Source organism: Algoriphagus sp. Y33 (genome assembly GCF_014838715.1).
Taxonomy (GTDB): Bacteria; Bacteroidota; Bacteroidia; order Cytophagales; family Cyclobacteriaceae; genus Algoriphagus.
The window spans coordinates 6,323,432-6,342,018 of the sequence record NZ_CP061947.1; the positions used below are offsets into that span (position 1 = coordinate 6,323,432).

Below are 18,587 nucleotides of genomic sequence, written 5' to 3' on the forward strand. Positions count from 1 at the left end.
AGTATGTGTCCAGATTTATGTGAAATATGAACACGTTTATTTTTTCATGTTCATATAATCGGTAAATTTGGACACGATAAAGAACGTGTTCTATGCCTTACGATCGAAATATTCCCTTTAATGACTTGCCTTTACTTCCTCTATCCAGGGAAGTGGAAGAAGATATTACGATTCTAAAAAAACTGGTTACTTCATCAAGAGCACTGGCTTCTGTGAATGCCAGCGTACTTCGCTTGCCAAATCCAACGATGCTGGTAAATACCATCGCCCTTCAGGAGGCCAAGAGCTCTACTGCTATTGAGAATATTTTCACTACAGAAGATGAATTGTACAAAGCAGTTTCAGACTTGATTCAAGAGGAAAGAGCGGATTCGGCGACAAAGGAAGTGCTGCGGTATAGAGAAGCACTCTGGGAAGGATATGCAACCATGAAAGATAAGTCTAGCATTAATCAAGATGTGATCTTGGGAGTATTCAGAGAAGTGAAAAATACGAATGCAGGTTTTAGATCTCCTGCCACGCAGACGATTATCAAGCGGGGGAATAGTGAGTTTCGGTCGGGTGAGACAGTTTACACTCCACCCAGGGGAGAGAAGCTGCTTCAGGACTTGATGGATAACTGGACGGAATATCTCGGGAATGACGATGATTTCCCGACTGATCCGCTGCTGAAAATGTGCATTTCCCACTATCAATTCGAAGCGATTCACCCATTTGCAGATGGAAATGGCCGAACGGGCAGAATATTGAATCAGCTCTATTTGGTCAATAAAAAACTACTTGATCTTCCCGTGCTGTATCTGTCAAAATATATCATCACCTACAAGGAAGACTATTATTACCATCTAGGTGGAGTTACACAACGGGCTGACTGGAAGACTTGGATCTTATTTATGCTGGAAGCGGTGGAGAAGACTTCTATTCTCACGGAGGATTTGATCCGTCAAATTATTGTCCAAATGAATGCCACACTTGAGTATGGGAAATCAAAAATCAAATGGTATTCGAAAGAGGTCAATGAACTGGTTTTTTCCCAGCCGTATCTTAAACCCAAAACGCTAGGGGAATTGATGGGAGTGAGTTCAAGAACAACGTTGACGAAGTATTTCTCTGAGTTGGTTGAGGCAAAAATTCTTTTCCCTAAAAAAGACGGCAAAGAAGTGTATTACGTGAATGAAGAGCTTGTCAGCATTTTGGGAGATTGAAAAAAAAGTCCCTCCAAACGCTCGGAGGGACTTTCCACATTGCTATCCATACCATTGAATGGATAGCCGTTCAACCTTTAATCAACCAATTTATTTCCAACCACCGCCAAGGGCTTGGTATATATTTACCTTGGCATTCATTTGTTTCATCTTAGTCTCGATCAATTCGAATTTGGATTCCAGTGCATCTCTCTGTGTCAAAAGTACTTCCATGTAATCTGCTCTTGCAGACTTGAATAATTCATTTGAAATGTCAACGGAAGATGTAAGTGCCTGAACTTCCTGCGACTTCAGATTATAGGTTTGATCCAGATTTTGGATATTGGAGAGTTGATTGGCTACTTCTATGTATGCGTTCAAGATTGCTCTTTCATAGTCATAGATAGCCTGAATCTGCTTGGCATTTGCTGTCATGTATCTTGCTTTTATAGCATTTCTATTGATCAGCGGAGCTACCAATTCACCTGCAGCAGAATAGATCAGAGATTCAGGTGCTGTGAAAATGTAGCTGGGATTAAATGCGTTGAATCCTAGTCCGGCTGTGATTGCCAGCGAAGGATAGAAGTCGGCCTTTGCCACCGAGATATCAATTTTAGAAGCAGCCAATTCGAGTTCGGCCTGTCTGATATCAGGCCGGTTTGCCAGTAGCTGGGAAGGAATTCCCGCATTAATGGATTCAGGGATCAGATCTCCAAATGCGTCTGAATTTCTCTCTACCCGCTGCGGAAATCTACCAACCAAGAAGTTTATTCGATTTTCTACCTCTATAATATCTTGTTGAATACCATATTGAAGACTTCGGGTATTGAGTACCTGCGCTTGAAATCTACGAACCGCCAGCTCCGTCACCCGGGCTGCATCTTTCTGGTATTTCACGATCTCTAGGGCATTATTTTGAATCTCAATATTCTGCTTTACTATAGCCAGTTCATTGTCCAGTGCCAGCAATTCGTAATAAGAATTAGCAATCTCGGAGACCAGATTGGTCACCATGAAGTTTTTGCCTTCCACACTTGCCAAATACCGTGTCATTGCGGCCTTTTTGGCATTTCTTAGCTTGTGCCAAATATCAACTTCCCAGGTAGCATAGGCTCCCAGCATATAGTCTTGTAAAGGGTCGGGGAACTCTTTACCTGGCTTAATGTCCGTATTGGCATCATTAGCCCCCTGGCTGGTATAGCGGCCTACTTTGTCTACTCCTGCTCCGGCACCGATCCCCACTGATGGTAAAATCTCGCCCTTGCGGACTCTCACTTCGTTTTGGGCGATCTGTATTTCCTGCAAAGTGATATTCAGTTCCTGGTTGTTGGTTAGCGCAGTGTCGATCAGCGCCTTTAGGTACGGATCAGCAAAATATTCTTGCCATTTTATTTCTGACGCAGTGTTTGTAGTGTCCTGAGTACTGTCTGTATAGCGCTCAGGTACTGTGTTATTTATGTCTTTCTGTATCAACTCCGGGGTTTTGCACCCAGTCACGGCTAAAGCCATAGTGATTGAAACCAGGCAGATATTTATTGTTTGCTTAAGCATGTGATTGGTGTTTTGGTTCGGATAATGGACTTTCATCTTCATTCATGATCAGATGGCGACCATCTGCCAGACTGCCAAATATGAAGTACAGTCCCGGGACAATAATTACCCCGAATACAGTACCGAATAGCATACCTCCAAGGGCAGAAGCTCCGATGGTATGGTTGCCGATTGCCCCTGCACCAGATGCCATAATCAATGGGATCAAACCTGCGATAAAGGCGAATGACGTCATTAGGATTGGGCGGAAACGGACTTTGGCCCCTTCTATTGCCGCTTCAAAAATGCTCATTCCTTCCTGACGTTTCTGAACTGCAAATTCCACAATCAACACAGCGTTTTTACCCAATAAGCCGACTAGCATAATGAGGCCAATCTGTGCATAAATGTCGTTGTCCAGTCCCATCAATTTTAGCAAGAAGAAGGAGCCAAATACTCCCGCAGGAAGCGAGAAAACCACGGCAAGCGGAATAATGAAGCTTTCATACTGTGCTGCCAACACGAAATACACGAATACCAGTACGATCAAGAATACATAAAGCGCTTCATTTCCTCTGTTGGATTCGTCATATGAGAGTCCTTCCCAGGCAATGTCGTAGCCCTTTGGAAGCGTCTGGGTAGATACTTCTCTGATTGCCTGAATCGCATCAGCAGTCGTATACCCCGGTGCCGGAAGTCCACGGATGGATGAGGAATTGTACATGTTGAAGCGGGTTACTTCATTTGGTCCCTGAGTTTTCTTCATGCTCATGAAAGCTGAATAAGGAACCATTTCCCCTGCTTCATTTTTCACAAACAGATTCAAGACATCGGAAGGAAGTCTCCTAAAGGCAGGGTCTGACTGTACATAGACTTTGAAGAATCTGCCAAATCGGATAAATCCCTGCTCGTATGTACTTCCGATAAGGATGTTTAAGTTCTCCATCGCTTTTCCTATGGATACACCTTTCTGCATAGCTTTGTCGTTGTCGATTTCCAATTCGTATTGGGGATAGTTTGCCGCAAAGAAGGTAAATAGGCCGGTGATCTCTTTTCGCTTGGCCAAGTCATCCATGAATTGTTTGTTGATCTTGTCAAACTCTTGATAATCAGTTGTTGTGGTCTGGTCTAAAAGCCTCATAGAGAATCCTCCTGACGAACCAAACCCCGGGATTGCCGGTGGCTCGAAGAATTCTATCACTGCACCAAGACCTTTGGATTCTTCTTCAAGTTCTTCCATGATTTCTTTCACACTGTGCTTTCTTTCGCTCCATGGTTTTAGGTTGATCAAACAAGTACCGGCATTGGAGCCACGTCCTTCAGTCATGATTTCGTAGCCCGCCAAAGAAGAAACAGATTCTACACCGTCTATCTCTTCACAGATTTTCTGTAGCTTCTGCGAAACTTGATTGGTTCTTTCCAGTGTGGCACCGGGAGGTGTTTGGATAATGGCATAGATGGTTCCTTGATCCTCACTTGGAATAAATCCCGAAGGCAAAATTTGGTTTTCGAAAACGATCCCTACACCGAAGAGTAAAAGGATGGCGAATGTAAGCCACCTTCTACTTACCATGGATCTGAGCAAGCTTACATATTTCCCGGTCAATTTATCAAAACCGCTATTGAAACTATCCAGCCCTTTCGTCAGTAGATTTCTCTTCTTCTCTTTCCCATGATTGTTTTTCAAAAGCATGGCACATAGCACAGGAGTAAGCGTCAACGCAATGATGGCGGAAATCACTATGGAACTGGCCATGGTGATGGAAAACTGCCGATAGAATGTGCCCACTGGACCACTCATAAATGAGATGGGCAAGAACACAGAGACCATTACCGCAGTGATGGCGATGATTGCTCCACTGATTTCACCAAGTACCCGTTTTACAGCTTGATAGGGAGTCAAATAAGGGAACTCCTCCATTTTGGCATGTACGGCTTCCACCACTACGATCGCATCATCCACCACAATACCGATCGCGAGCACCAAGGCAAAGAGTGTAATGATATTGATAGATAGTCCGAACATCTGAAGGACAAAAAATGCTCCTATCAACGATACGGGCACCGCTATGATGGGGATCAAGGTAGAACGCCAATCCCCTAAAAAGATAAATACAACCAAGGCCACCAGAATAAAAGCATCCCGAAGCGTATGGATCACCTGTTCGGTAGATGCATCCAAGAACCGGGATACGTCATAGCTGATTTTGTAATCCATTCCTGGAGGAAAGGAAGCTTTCATTATTTCCAATTCTGCTTTTACTTCTTCGATTACGTCACTTGCATTACTGCCATAGTTTTGCTTCAGTACTATCGCAGCAGATGGGTGGCCATCCAAATTGGAATAAATATCAAAGAATTCACTTCCCAATTCGGTTTTGGCAATGTCTTTCAGTTTGATACTCTCACCTTCTGCGTTTGCGCGGATAATGATGTTGTCATATTCTTCCGGTTTGCTAAACCGCCCCTTATAAGTAAGTACATATTCAAGTGACTGTGCGGCAATACCTGAACTTTGTCCAATTCTACCCGGGCGTCCTACAATACTCTGATCTCCCAATGCTTCCATGACTTCTTCCACAGAGACGTTGTAGGCACGCATGCGATCGGGATTTAGCCAAACACGCATAGCGTAGGTTCGGCTACCTAATATCTGTGATCTTGCTACTCCTTTTATCCTGTTGATTTCAGGGATCATATTCACGTTAGCATAATTGTACAGGAATTTTTCATCCATGTTTTCACTTGTGGAATACAGATTGACATACATCAGCATACTTGGCTGAATAGGTGTAATTACGACACCTTCTCTCTGTACAAGTTCGGGTAGGAGAGGCATTACCTGATCTACCCTAGTCTTGACCCGAATAACGGCCTGATTGGGATCTGTACCCGGTTCGAAGATGATATTGAGCGTTGCTTCGCCCGCACTGGTAGCATCTGTAGCCATGTAGCGCATGCCTTCTACCCCGTTGATGGAGTTTTCCAGTGTAATTAGGGTTGATTTCACCAACACATCTGCACTTGATCCAGGATATGCTATGAAAATACTCACAGTAGTAGGAGCAATCTGAGGGAACTGGGATATAGGGAGCTGCTTAATGGCAAGCGAACCTATAAATACGATCATGATTGAAATCACAATCGCAAAAACCGGTCTTTTTATGAATGTAGTAAACATTTTTTCTTCTGGTTTTTAGGAGAACTGACTACTCTGCATACAAGTCTAACTGAGACAAGGCGGTGTGCGGCTGGACGAAATCGTAATGGATTTCGTCATTTTCCCTAACCAGTCGAAGACCTTCCAAAAGGATCTTATCAGTCTTTTCCAACCCACCCGAAATGGCATAAATGTGCGGAAGTTCGGCTGCGATAGTTACCTCTCTGGAGCGGATTTTATTTTCTTCGTCCACGACATATACGTATTTCTTATCCAGTACTTCAAAAGTTGCTTTTTGAGGAATTAGCAACGCATCCTTGAGTGGAATTCTCATTTCTATATTGCCTGTCTCTCCATGTCTTAATAGCCCGTCTGGATTCGGGAATGTAGCTCTGAATGCAATATTTCCAGTCTCGTTGTTAAAATCCGCCTCAATTGTCTCCACTACACCGGGATAGCTGAAATACTTGTTGTTTGCCATCAGAAGGTTGACTATTACATCATCATCACTCTTTACTTCTGCTTGGTATTCCAGGTATTCTGCTTCCGGCACATTGTAATAAACCCACATCTTGCTGTTGTCTGAAAATTCAGAAAGCAATTCTCCTTCATCCAGCAAACTCCCTTCTCTTACACGGAACCGACCGATAATTCCATCGAAAGGGGCTCTGATCTCTGTGAATTGCAAATGAACTTCTGCAAGAGACAGTTCCGCTTTTGCTTTCGCCAATTTGGCTTTTGCCATAGCCAATTCGTTGGGGGCGACAATGTTTCTGTCAGCTAAAGTTTTGGTGTTTTGATATTCGATCTCAGCAAACTCAACTTCTGCTGCCGCACTTTGCTGTTCCGCTTCATAGAGCTTGGGCATAATTTTGAACAAAAGCTGCCCTTTTTTAACGAGTTGGCCTTCATCTACATAGATCTTCTGCAGGTAGCCTCTTTCTTGGGCGCGCAGCTCTATATGTTGGATAGAATGTATTTGGGAGACATAATCTTTGGTGATTAATGTGTCCATGGTAAGAGGGCCGGTTACCAGAAAAGTGGTTTCACTCTCTTTATGCTCCTCTCCGTGTGAATTGCAGCTTGAAATCCACAAAGTGCCACACAGGCTTAAGAGCATGAAAATTTGATTTTTCATAGGTTGATTTTTTAGAAACGAATATTGCTTTTGGGTGATTTTGGGAGTGTATAGCAGATACACGTAAGCTCTAATAGCTATTCGCTAGGTTGTCAAGAGCAGTAAGTAAACAGTGGTATAGGCAAAAAGGGAAGCCTATTGGATGTTATTATATTCGGAAAACCTGAATTACAAGATGTAATCGATTTGGCGAAATAGTTGAAAAGCGCCCACGGTAAAGCAAGCGGATGTTTGCGATATGAAATAGGTAGCCCAATAAAAGGGTACAAAAAATAGCAGTAAAGTAGTTGCTGTATTCTACGAATTTCTTGAAGGGGACAAGAGCGTCGTCCTTCTCTTCGATTTCGAAGATGTTTAAGTTCTCATTCTCCGATGTATGACCTGCAGAACCTTTTTTGATTACGGATTCGTGGTGGCCGTTTGAGCTAAACAAACCGGAATCCGTAGCGGACACATCATCCAAGGCATATACTTGACTATATCCACTTGAGAAGAGGATAGATAGTGCTAGTATAAGTCTGGTTATCAATTGTGTCATTAGAGTGCGAAATAATACAATCTACAATTGATAGACAAGAGAAGCTTATTAATTTTTGTGAAATTGGGATGAACTACAAATTCTCCCCTTATGGGGTTGTCAATTTGGATTGACTAGTCTAGCTACCTGTTAATCTGAGGTAAGACTGTTTTCAAACAGTTGAACACCATTATAAAAGGTTGGTGTATCGGCTTATCTCCCCACAGACCCGGTAATTTATTTGTTTACCTTTTTTATTTATCCAAGACTAAGTAGCAGAATCAAGTTTAACTAGACGAAAATATGCTATGTACATTTTAAGGATAAAGAAGATAGTATGGACAGCTGCTATCCTGCTTGTAGGGGGATTTGTTTCTCCGATCCGCGCACAAATAAAGGAAAGAGTAGTAGAGCGTGCAAAGGAATCTACCACCAATAAAGCCGAGCGGACAGTGGATGAAACCATTGAATCTGTTGGAGACGGGATCGTCAATGGAGTAAAGGGGATTTTTACTAAAAAAGGTAAAAAGAATAAAAACAACAATGATAATCAGTCTAGTGGGATGGATTCTGACGATGGGCAGGGGATGAACGGTGAGTATGGCGCTGAAGATTGGGTGGATGAGCAAAGCCGGGGGGAGATGGATTCGGAGATGCACTCAGAAGGTTCCCCGAGTTTGTCTAAATATACCAAATTTTCCTTTGTGCAGGGTGAAGAAATCATCGCTTATGATGATTTTATGCAGGACAAAGTAGGGGATCTACCTGCTTCATGGATTACCACAGGAACGGCGGAAATTGTCAGTTTTGACAGCTTGGAAGGCAACTGGGTATGGTTTAGCAAAACCTCCGGAAACTTTATTCCAGAGTATTTGAAAGATTTTCCTGAAAACTTCACCTTGGAGTTTGACCTGATGTATGACTTTGATTTTGGGACATTTAGTTCTTCCCGAAACCTAATGTTGGTCTTCACGGATATCGTCAACCCTGAAGCAAATATTGGCTGGAATGGAAATGGGGATTATTTTAATCTACAGAAATTATCGGACAACTATTTGGGAATTCAGTTTTCTGGCAACAGTCATGACGGTGGCCCCTATATAATTGCTAAGAAAGCAGTTCATACCGAAAAGGGATTGAATTTCAGAAATGATTTCAATGCTAAGCACCTGATCAATGCCGAAGGAGCCAACAAACCAATCCATATCTCTATTTCCCGTATGGGCAGGCGTGTTCAGGTATTTGCCAATGAAGAGAAAGTACTTGATCTGACAGCAGCATTTCAGAAAGATGTAAAACTCAGCAGCGCCCGCTTCTTTGTTGCAAATTCTGCTGATGGGGACAATTACTACCTCAGCAATATCCGATATGCGGTAGGACAACCGGATACCCGAAACAAACTTCTGGACAGTGGGACTTACAGTACCTCTGCAATTACGTTCAACTCAGGTTCGGCGGATATCAAACCTGAATCCTATGCTATTCTTAAAGAAATCGCAGATGCTTTGAAATCCGAATCTGGTAAAGCCGTGTCAATCATCGGGCATACCGATAGCGATGGATCAGCGGAACTGAACCAGCGTCTCTCTGAGGAACGTGCAGCTGCTGTAAGGATGGCATTGCAAAATGAATTTGGTGTAAGCAATACTATGGAAACGTCCGGAAAAGGTGCTACGGAGCCAGTAGCTGAGAACAATACACCGACAGGCAAAGCGAATAACAGACGGGTTGAGTTTATCCTTAACTGATTCCATTATCTTCCAATAGATCTAAGCTCCGATGTTCAAATTATACATGTTCGCCTAATCAACCTTAAGTGATTATTGTAAATAACTTTTAAAACCAATGAAAAATAAAAAAATAGTAGTTGCGCTGTTAAGTTTATCAACTCTCCTGATTTTATCCAATTGCAAAGAAAAGGAGGAGCCTGTCACTGATTATTCCCAGTTTATGATGGGAGAATGGACCATCTCTGAGATTTTCACGTTGTCTGGTGAGCCCGAAATTATCGATGATTGCAATCGCGAAACTACCTATAATTTCATGGCAGGTGGAGTACTTAATGTCAATCCCCGTGCAACTGCAAGTGATGGAAACAGCACTTATTGTGCAGCAGTGCTGAATGACGGCTTGGGAGTGGATGTAAATTACTTGATTACAGGGAATAGAATGGAAAGTGAGCTGGGAAATGCCACTCTGGAAAAAATCAGTAACAGTTCCGCAAAGCTTACTTTTGACGAAGAAGAGTTTGGGATAGTGGTGTTGGTGAGGTGATCTAAAATCCCAGTATATAACTTTGGAAAATAGTTAGGAGGAGCATCAGGGGTAACCTTGGTGCTTTTCTTTATTTCTGTCAAAGGCAATTTTATCTGGCTTTTATCTCAACAGCTTCTGTGTCAAAGTGGTATTTGTGTTTCAGTCTTAGACTAGAATCAACCAGCTTTGCCTTTTATCTAAGCGTGTATGTTTTAGTTAGTTGTTAACTGGTCCTTTTAGCTCTGACTCTCCAGCTAATTCCTATTCCCCCCACGATTAAAAGTAAGGCAATTGCTATCATCCAATTGGGTATTCCAGCGTGCCTGATAGGATCGGTATTGCCGGAGACCACCAGCCCTGCCCAGTAAAATGGATGACTCAGCTCCGCATCCGGATTGGCTTTTAGATATTCCCGCTTAGCATTGGCCAGTGAAGTGTTTTTTTTATTTCCTTCCAATAAAGATTGATAAAAAGAGACCATAAGCGATTCTGAACTTTGATCGGGGAGTTGCCAAAGTCCCATGATCAAGCTTGGTACGCCGGCATATGAAAATGCGGTGGCCAAACTTTTTACCCCTTCACCTTTCTTGATCGGGCCATATCCTGTATTGCAAGCACTCAAGGTAGCGAGATCCGCCTGAAGCCGCATATTATAAAGTTCATAAGCATGAAGCCTACTGTCATCGGCAAATACAAAACTGGATTGCTCTCCTTCAAGGTCGTTGACTTCTGCATGCATGGCAAGATGCAAAATTGAATAATCTTTGGCTTTTGCTATGAAGAAACCCTTATCCAGCTTATCTCCCTGATGGATTTCACCTTCCAGTAATTCGGAAATCCGGATAGCTTCTGAGGCGGCACCCGGTAAATCAATGGCTGAATTGCCCCGTAGCAATTCTTTTTCCTGAGTAGTGGAATATTGCGGAGCAAATGCAGCAAAGGAAGCAGTGCTGTTTTTTTCCATTCCTTCCTGTAGCAACCAGAGCGGTAGCGAACCGGAGTAGCTGATGTCATGCTGTGTTACCAGAAATCCGTCGGGCTTACCGGTTGGTGTCAGCGCTTCAAAAGGCACATAGTTTACTATATCATCGGGAATGATCAATAATTGCCTCTGGAAATCAGAATCTATTCCATCAGGAAGGAGATATGCAAACAACTCCGTGGAAGATTCATAAAAAGCTATATCTCTACTCTTCAATCGATCCATTGCCATGGATACTAAAGATCTTAGCTTGGAGGTAGAGCCGAGGCTATGCAGGAGGATTTTGTCCTTCGAAATTTCAAACAGATAAGCAGTAGAGTCTGTCACTAGATATCTCAGAAGGGTCGTTTGCTTGTCTATTGCCTCTTGAACATGGGATAGTTTTACATTGCTTTGACTCAGTCTCAGATATTGGGGAGTGAGTCCTTCCAACATACGCTCCAGAATCCCGAGCTCTTGCTCATGATGATGGAGCTTGGATCTCAAGAAGTCCAGCTGCCCGATCTGAGCGGAATCTTTTTGCAGGCTTAGCAACTGTTCTTTGTAGTGGACAATCAGTTTGCGGTGCTCATCTTCCTTCTGTTGAATAGAATCGGGAACAAGAATGGCTGTTTGGCGTGCATTTTTCATGAACTTCTTCCAATCCTGACTGCTCCTATTGTTTTCCAAGACACCCAATAACTGGCTTAGAGCGACCTCGTCTTCCGGATGTTCTGATCTAAGATGGCATTCCAACAACCCATGCTGGATCTTTGACTGCAGCGATGCTAAGGCATCAGTATATGCACCACCCAGGTAATAGCTGTCCAGCATTTCCATGGCCAATTGAAAAAGATGCTTCGCGGTTTCCAAATCGTGGGATGAAGCCGTACTGTCAAAAAGCGAAAGATAAGTTTCTCCAACGATGGTCAGTCCTGAGATGTAATTTGAATGTACCCGTCCACCAAAATCGACTAACCGAATAGACTGCGGTGAGTTAGACAGACTATCTGATCCAGTCAACATTGCCAATGTCTTACTTCCGTAGTGTTTTGCGCTTTTTAGATCATGTTTTGCGTTGGAGATTTTAGCTGCAATAATAATATAGTCAATCACTTCTCCCTTATGCTGGGAGACGGACATGGCAGAATCAATATATTTTTCGGCACTCGCAGGGTTGTTTTTATCTAGATAAATCAAGGACAGTTTTGCATACGTGTCAGCTACTAAAGAGGAGTGCCCGTGGCTGTCTTTAATTTTCAATGCTTTTTCATAGTAGGAAATCGCACCATCAAGGTCCCCTTTCAAAAAATGGAGTTCTGCCAATTCTTCCTCAGAACTGATCAGATATTTTAGGAACTCTTGAATTCGGGATTGGTCTATTGATGAGACCAGAGATGCGATTGAATCTCTGTAGCTGATGGCCTCATCCAATTGCCCTTTTTGTGTCAGTACATGTAAGTGTTTGTTCCAATAATTCAACATCAAGTGGAGGTTCGGATCATCTTTTTTCTGGGAAATCAACTGATTTTTCTTCCCCCAATTTTCATCTTTATTGACAACTAGTTCTCTGATTTTAGCCAATAATCCTTCCGCTTCATTGAGGTCACCATACCGTAAATTCCAATTGATCAAATTCCCGTAAACCGTCATCAGATAGCTTTGGTCCAATTCCTCAGCTTCTTCCCAGGCTTTTACCGCTTTTTGATAAGTTTGGTACTGCTTATTTGCCAGGCCCAGTAAGCCATAGTTAAATGCCAGATTGTTATAAGTTAGTCCTACCTCTTGGTGGCTTTCTCCATAGAAAGAAATTTGCTTGTCAAGCGCCTGCTCATAAAATTCCACAGCTTCCGGGTAATTGCCTATTTTGTTTTGGATATAGGCAATATCAAAAAGAACACTCGATAAACTTTCCGGGTCAGGATCGGCTGTGGTAATAAGGGTTCTGTGGATTTTTTTGGCTACCGGAAGCGCCTCGGGCCATTTTCCGTTGTATCCAAGAAAATGATAGTAGGTATTGAGGAGGGAGATCTTCTCTTCCAAAGGAAGATTAGTGCTGTCCATCAGCTCATAAGCGGATGCCAAAAGGGGAATGCCTTCCGCTGCGTAATTGTACGAAAGAGCCAAAGAGTGATTTCTTTTTACCTGCAGATAATTCCGGATTTCAGTCACCCCGTCTGTGTAGGACTCCAATGCGCTATCTCTAAAGGAAACAGATTCGGTATGCAACCCTAGCTTCTGAAGCGAGTCAGCTTTTTTTGAAAAGACGCCCCATGCCGAATCACCATATAGATCCAATATGCTTTCGGCGAGAGATTCAGACTCTTTTTGAGTGTCAGTCTCTAGCTCTTTTTCAGTTCCACAAGAAGCCATTATCAAGAGTAGAATGACGGCAAAGCCTCTGTTTCTTTTGATAGTATAATAACTTAACAACGCTAGAGCTAATACTGCTCCCACAATCCACCAGCCCTTCCGTCCGCGATCCTCCGCTACATCACCCGCATAGATAAATGCTCCCCAGTAATAGGGATGTGCTGTGTTTTCATCTGAATTGGCGATATAATCCAGCTTCGAATGGCGGATTGCCGATTCGTACGAATCCCCTTTTTTTATTTGGTTGTAAAAACCAGTCATTAAAGTTTTGGTGGAGAGGTCAGGAACTGCCCAGATGCTCATGAGTACATTTGATATATTGGCATACATAAAACCTCTGGCAAGACTCATAATCCCTTCCCCTTTTTGATAGTCTCCTATGCCTGAATTACAGGCTGATAGCGTGACCAGATCGGCGGTTAATTGAAGGTTGAACAATTCGAAACTGTGGAGGAAGCCATCCTCTGCTTCGTCTTCCTGCATCACCAGACTGGAAAGCAGCGGATTAGTATTGTTTATTTGGCTATGCGCCGCAAGATGTATGATATCTGCGGTGGCGGCACTTTCTTTGAACCTGCTTTCCAGTGCATCTGTAGCAAGCAGAATTGTTGAATTGAATCCTTCAGCTATTTCCCTGACTTCCGCAGTATTGTTGGGTAGGGATGCGAAAGTAGCTCTGGTAACTTCATTTGAGGCATTACGAACCTCATTCTGAAATCCGGAATACGCCGGAGCTATGCCTAGAAATTTCACCTCTTTCTCAGGTTTTATCTTCTTTCGGTTCTTGTTTAATAAAAAAGCGGAGTAATGATAAGAAATCTGGTAATGCTTAATCAAATAGGGTAAATCCTTTAGACTCTGGGCTGGCTTGGCGGGTTCGCTCAGAAAGGCTTCGAAAGGCAACAATGCCAAATCACCATCCGGGATGATGATTACTTTGTCGGCATTAAACTGATCCAAAATCGGCTTGAGAAGGATTTCGAACAAGTTATATCCATGATTTTTGAAATCATTGGTTTTCGATTGGATAGAACTTAAAAATCCCTGCGTTTCCTTTTTAAGGGCAGGCGTATTTTGGATTTTCAAATAGTTTGATTTGCCTTTGAAAGTATAGAAGGCCAAATAGTAAGATCCAAAATCCTGGTATTGGATCAGAAGATGGTCTGACTTGCTGATACTCAAAGGTAGCGTTGCCGGGAGCAGTTTATTTTCTACACCATAGACTTCACCGTATTTAATAGCGTAGTAGTTTGGATAGTCTTTCTTATAGGAGGATATCAACATCTCTAAGTCAGCTTTTGTCTGGAAATAAGCCTCATTTTTGGGATTCACCAGATAGAATTCCTCCGTTAAGTCTCCGCTTTGCTGCTCTGTATCCTGATAGCCTACCGCTTCAAATTCCAGCAATTTTGATTTAAGCTCATATTCTTTATCCAATAGCTCTTGAGGAATACCGGTCACATCCAGGCTGGCTGTGAAGAAGGATTCCCTTAGAGGCAGTGATTTTGAAAAATCGGATAAGAGAATACTTTTAGTCAGGTATTCACTACTCTTCGTGAGGTCGTAAAGCTGATTACTGACCAAAATTGCCTCCTGTGCCAGATCATAGTTAGAAGCATAAATATTGGATTTGGAGCGAAGGCTATAGATCCCCTGCTTGGTTTTCAAAGCTTGTCGAATGGATAGAATGTATGAGTCCAATGCAGCGTCCAGGTAGCTTTGATCTTGATTGATCTCATAAAATCTTGTCAACAAATAGCCTTTTCGGGAGAAAAAATCCGTGAGAAAATCTTTGCCTGATAGTTCTTGGAATGATGGATTGTAGGTTATGGGTTTTCCTTCAATCCCCAAAAATAGACGGGTAGCTTTCTGAATCTGTTCCTCCGCAGAAGTTGGGTTGTTCTGTTGTAGTTCATACTCTGCCTGATCAAAAAGCAATAGACCATAGGAATCCCGAATATTATCCTGACTTTTCTCAAACTGCTCTATGGCTTTTGCCCGATACACTAACTGTTGGGGTAGATCTTCCTTTGCCTTATAAATTTTGGCATATTTCAAATAGGTATCGGCGAGATGGGGACGATCTTCTCCATATGCAGCTAATTGGAATTTCTCTGCCTTTTCTGCAAATACCAGTGCTGAGTCATAATCTCCTGCTACAAGGTATGCGTTGGTGAATTCATTGTAAAACTCCAGTAATTTGGGGTCGTCAGGGTACTTTTTTTGAAATTCATCGTAATTTCTTTTTAAGTAGGATAAGGCTATTCTGCCATCCTCTGGACTGTGGTTTCGTGTGGAATAAACATCGGCGAATATCAAATCCAAAGGAAATCTATCCATAATATGGGTGTACTGCTCCGGGATATTGTTTCGGATGGTTTCAGATTGCTTAAGATGGTTGATGGCTTCTTCGTGAACCCCGAGAATACTATAGATCAATGCAATATTCGAATGCACCATCTCTCCGATCATGGTATTCATTTCTGCCTTGTCCTGCCGCAGGATTACCAGACAACTATCATAATAGCGCAAGGATTGGTCGTTGTCATTGATGCTTTTATAGACTGTTGCTACATTGTTATAAGTTCGCGCAATGTGCCCGCTATTTTGGTTATCCTGATTGTTTTCTTTGAGGAAGTTGAGTGATTTCAAGAAGAACGATGCGGACTTATTGTACTCGTTTTTTCCTGCCAACACCACAGCATAGGTACTCCGCACCATATTGACCAATCGCATATTGGTGGAGGGGTTATTGTCCAATACTACATTTGCTTTTGCATGATAAAAATCAGCCGAATCCAGTTTGTTTTGGCGGTGAAAACTTGTTCCCAATTGAGTATAAGTATAGGCGAGACGATCCGTTGCTTTTACCTTTTCAAAATAGGATGCAAGAGAGTTAAAAGTTTCCCTAGCCTCTTCCGTATCAATTTTTTGTCTGGAAAGATGGACGGCTGTGGTGTCCAGAAGGTTTGACTTCTGCCAGTATTCTGTACTGTCAACGGTAGATTGTTGAAGTGCTTGTGCCTGCTGGTTCGAAGAATATAGGAGAATAAAAATTACTAAAAATCTGATCATAGTATTTAAAGAGTTAACGCGTAGAATTGTCAATCCAAACTCAACAGAATCCGCTCCACCTCATCCATTTTATAGCCACTACTTTTTCTAAGGCGGATCATTTCTTCTTTTCCTTTGATCGTGTCACCTTTTACCAGAAAGCTCAATGCCATGTACCACTTGGCCTGATCCCGTAGTTGTATACCGTCGCTATATAGGTAATTGTCAAAATAATGGATTGCACTGTCGTATTGTCCCAGTTCAAACTTGGAGATGCCTTTATAGAAATGGACATAATCAGTTTGATACGGCAAAATACTAGTGAACAAACTGTCAGAAAGGCGATAGTTTTTGCTTTCATAAGCTATGAAAGCAGCTTTCTCTTGGTCTTCGGGATTGAATTCTTCTCCGCGCGTGATGGGAGATACTACATTGGGATACGCATTGTAATAGGCGAGAAATGAATCCGGATCTTTGGAATCTGTTTTCGAATCGTTGAGTTTCAGAAATAAAAATGTTGCCCCTAAGACTAACACAAATCCTGCGGCAATCTTCCAAAGTGGTATCCACGGTAGAATTTTACCTGTTTTAGATTTTGAGTCTAGCTCTTGATCAACCTCCTGCAAGTAGTCCTTCAGCTCACGGTGCTTATTTCTCACGATCGCTTCACGTGCAGTTTGCTGAAACTCGAATTCCTCCCTCAGATTCTCATCTGACTGAAGTAAATTCTCAAATCTCAGTTTTTCCTCCTCAGTCAGCTTTCCCTTAAAGAAGCGGTCAAGCAGTTCATTACCTTCCATCAATATTCAAATTTTTTGTGTTTAAACGACTCCTTGAGTGTCTTCATGCATCGGGATTTATGGCTTTTGACCACGTCCGGGTGATTATAATCCATTATCTGCTGGATTTCCTTCATGCTTTTGTTTTCGTAGTAATAAAGCTCCAGGATTTTTCGGCATTTTTCCCCGAGATTGGCCAGTGATCTCCCTAGGAAAGTCACCCTTGAATCAGGTTCTTCTATAAAGAGTTTGGCTTCTTCATACATTCCCTGATTCCATTCCTGATCTTCTTTTAATTCAAAGTTGGGGCGTTCTTTTTTCAGTTTGGTAAACAGCATGAATTTACCCATGGAAAAGAGGTAGGTTTTAATGCTGCTTTTTTCCAGTTCGAGTTTTCCGCTTACAGCTCTGTCGAATAAGGCTATGCTTACATCCTGATAGATGTCATGTAGAAGTTCTACATCCTGGTGATAACGCTTTGCAAACTGTAGAAATGGCTCCCTGTATAATTTGTATACTTCTCCCAGTGCCGCCTTATCCCCGGACTTTAGCCTTTCTATAAGAATATCACTCATTTACGTTTAGTCTTAAAAATTGTAATTAGGTAAACATATATATAATTTTTCTTTATACATACACTTAGTTCAAGATCAGTGTGTTAGTTGTGATGAGTTTAAGGTTAGACAATATAGATCGAAGGAAGTGAAAAATGCACTTAATGCGTAAAGCAGATCGCAGCAGCATCTTAAGGGGCGATAGAAGTTTTTTATAAAAAGTTTTTTGTGCCTTTTGTTTACCATTTTTCATCACAACAGACTAAGTCATAGCAATCAAAAATCAAATGCTATGAAAAGATATTTTAATTCCAAGATTTACCCATTGTGTTTCTGCCTGTTTTTTATGGTAATCGAAGGACAATCCCAAGTCTTGAAGAAACTCAAAGACCAGATGGCAACCAAAGCCATTTCAGGAGATAACCAATCCAATGAAGGAAAAGGGATGGGGGGACTAGACTTAGCCGGTATGATGGGGCAGTCTAAGGATTTTAAAGCTCCTTCCGAGTACAGTTTTGATTTTCAAGTCACCATGGAAATGAATATGGAAAAGGGGAAACCTATGACCCAAGTATGGAAGTACAATGTGGCTAAGAGCTATTTTGGGATGGAAACGGCCGGTATGCTCATAATTTATGACCTCGACAGCGATGTAATGGTGACACTCAATCCCAAGGACAAAACCTATTCAGCTATGTCCACCTCCATGATGGGAATGTTTGGCAATGCCGCTGATGAACAGGTGGATGAAAGCATGCCTCAACTAGTCAAGACTAACGAAACCAAAACGATTTTGGGCTACACCGCTACCAAATACATCATGGAGGATGAAGATTTGAAAGGAGAATTTTGGATGGCTCCTGAAGTGAAGTTTGATCAGACCGCCTTTGCCAAATCCCTCGGATCTTATTCTAAAAAGTCTGTGCCCTTACCGGAAAAAATGCAGGGATTTATGATGGAAATGACGGCTTTTGACAAGAAAGGTAAAGTCACTTCTCATATGAAAGTAACACAACTTGGCGAGATCGAGCAAGTGATAGATATGAGTCAATACAAGAATGGGATGGCCTTTTAAACCGCT

The 18,587-nt window shown here is 42.2% G+C and carries 11 protein-coding genes; 4 read left to right on the forward strand and 7 right to left on the reverse strand.

Annotated elements, in window-relative coordinates; translation table 11 throughout:
* The first annotated feature begins 92 nt into the window (after nucleotides 1–92).
* Nucleotides 93–1,205, forward strand: a complete 1,113-nt coding sequence (locus ID165_RS26260) for a Fic family protein (protein WP_192348332.1) — start codon at nucleotides 93–95, stop codon at nucleotides 1,203–1,205.
* 90 nt (nucleotides 1,206–1,295) lie between these two features.
* On the opposite strand, the gene ID165_RS26265 is transcribed toward ID165_RS26260, so the two are convergent.
* From ID165_RS26265 to ID165_RS26280, 4 genes are all read right to left on the reverse strand, one after another.
* Entirely contained in the window at nucleotides 1,296–2,735 is a 1,440-nt protein-coding gene (locus tag ID165_RS26265) for a TolC family protein (RefSeq protein WP_192348333.1), read from the reverse strand.
* Entirely contained in the window at nucleotides 2,728–5,895 is a 3,168-nt protein-coding gene (locus ID165_RS26270) for an efflux RND transporter permease subunit (RefSeq protein WP_192348334.1), read from the reverse strand. The genes ID165_RS26265 and ID165_RS26270 overlap by 8 nt, the downstream gene beginning before the upstream one ends.
* Nucleotides 5,896–5,923: 28 nt before the next feature.
* Nucleotides 5,924–7,012, reverse strand: coding sequence for an efflux RND transporter periplasmic adaptor subunit (locus tag ID165_RS26275; protein WP_192348335.1), 1,089 nt, complete (start codon nucleotides 7,010–7,012; stop codon nucleotides 5,924–5,926).
* Nucleotides 7,013–7,160: 148 nt separating this feature from the next.
* Nucleotides 7,161–7,550: a hypothetical protein gene (locus ID165_RS26280; RefSeq protein WP_192348336.1), complete on the reverse strand. Its 390-nt coding sequence runs from the start codon at nucleotides 7,548–7,550 to the stop codon at nucleotides 7,161–7,163.
* Between the two features lie 287 nt (nucleotides 7,551–7,837).
* On the opposite strand from ID165_RS26280, the gene ID165_RS26285 reads away from it, so the two are divergent.
* Together ID165_RS26285 and ID165_RS26290 are read left to right on the forward strand one after the other, a co-directional pair.
* Entirely contained in the window at nucleotides 7,838–9,277 is a 1,440-nt protein-coding gene (locus tag ID165_RS26285; protein WP_192348337.1) for an OmpA family protein, read from the forward strand.
* A gap of 97 nt (nucleotides 9,278–9,374) precedes the next feature.
* Nucleotides 9,375–9,803: a hypothetical protein gene (locus ID165_RS26290; protein WP_192348338.1), complete on the forward strand. Its 429-nt coding sequence runs from the start codon at nucleotides 9,375–9,377 to the stop codon at nucleotides 9,801–9,803.
* A gap of 205 nt (nucleotides 9,804–10,008) precedes the next feature.
* On the opposite strand, the gene ID165_RS26295 is transcribed toward ID165_RS26290, so the two are convergent.
* Genes ID165_RS26295 through ID165_RS26305 form a run of 3 tightly spaced genes read right to left on the reverse strand, consistent with a single transcriptional unit; the run spans nucleotide 10,009 to nucleotide 17,527 of the window.
* On the reverse strand, nucleotides 10,009–16,194 hold the full coding sequence (locus tag ID165_RS26295; protein WP_192348339.1) for a CHAT domain-containing protein: 6,186 nt from the start codon (nucleotides 16,192–16,194) through the stop codon (nucleotides 10,009–10,011).
* A gap of 29 nt (nucleotides 16,195–16,223) precedes the next feature.
* The gene (locus ID165_RS26300; protein WP_192348340.1) at nucleotides 16,224–16,973 is read right to left on the reverse strand and encodes a hypothetical protein; all 750 of its coding nucleotides are present in this window, start codon (nucleotides 16,971–16,973) and stop codon (nucleotides 16,224–16,226) included.
* Nucleotides 16,973–17,527: an RNA polymerase sigma factor gene (locus tag ID165_RS26305; protein WP_192348341.1), complete on the reverse strand. Its 555-nt coding sequence runs from the start codon at nucleotides 17,525–17,527 to the stop codon at nucleotides 16,973–16,975. Before ID165_RS26305 ends, ID165_RS26300 begins: the two co-directional genes overlap by 1 nt.
* A 271-nt stretch (nucleotides 17,528–17,798) precedes the next feature.
* Here ID165_RS26305 and ID165_RS26310 point away from each other — a divergent pair, with 271 nt between their 5' ends.
* Complete coding sequence (locus tag ID165_RS26310; RefSeq protein WP_192348342.1) at nucleotides 17,799–18,581, forward strand: DUF4412 domain-containing protein; 783 nt, start codon at nucleotides 17,799–17,801, stop codon at nucleotides 18,579–18,581.
* The last annotated feature ends 6 nt before the right edge of the window (nucleotides 18,582–18,587 follow it).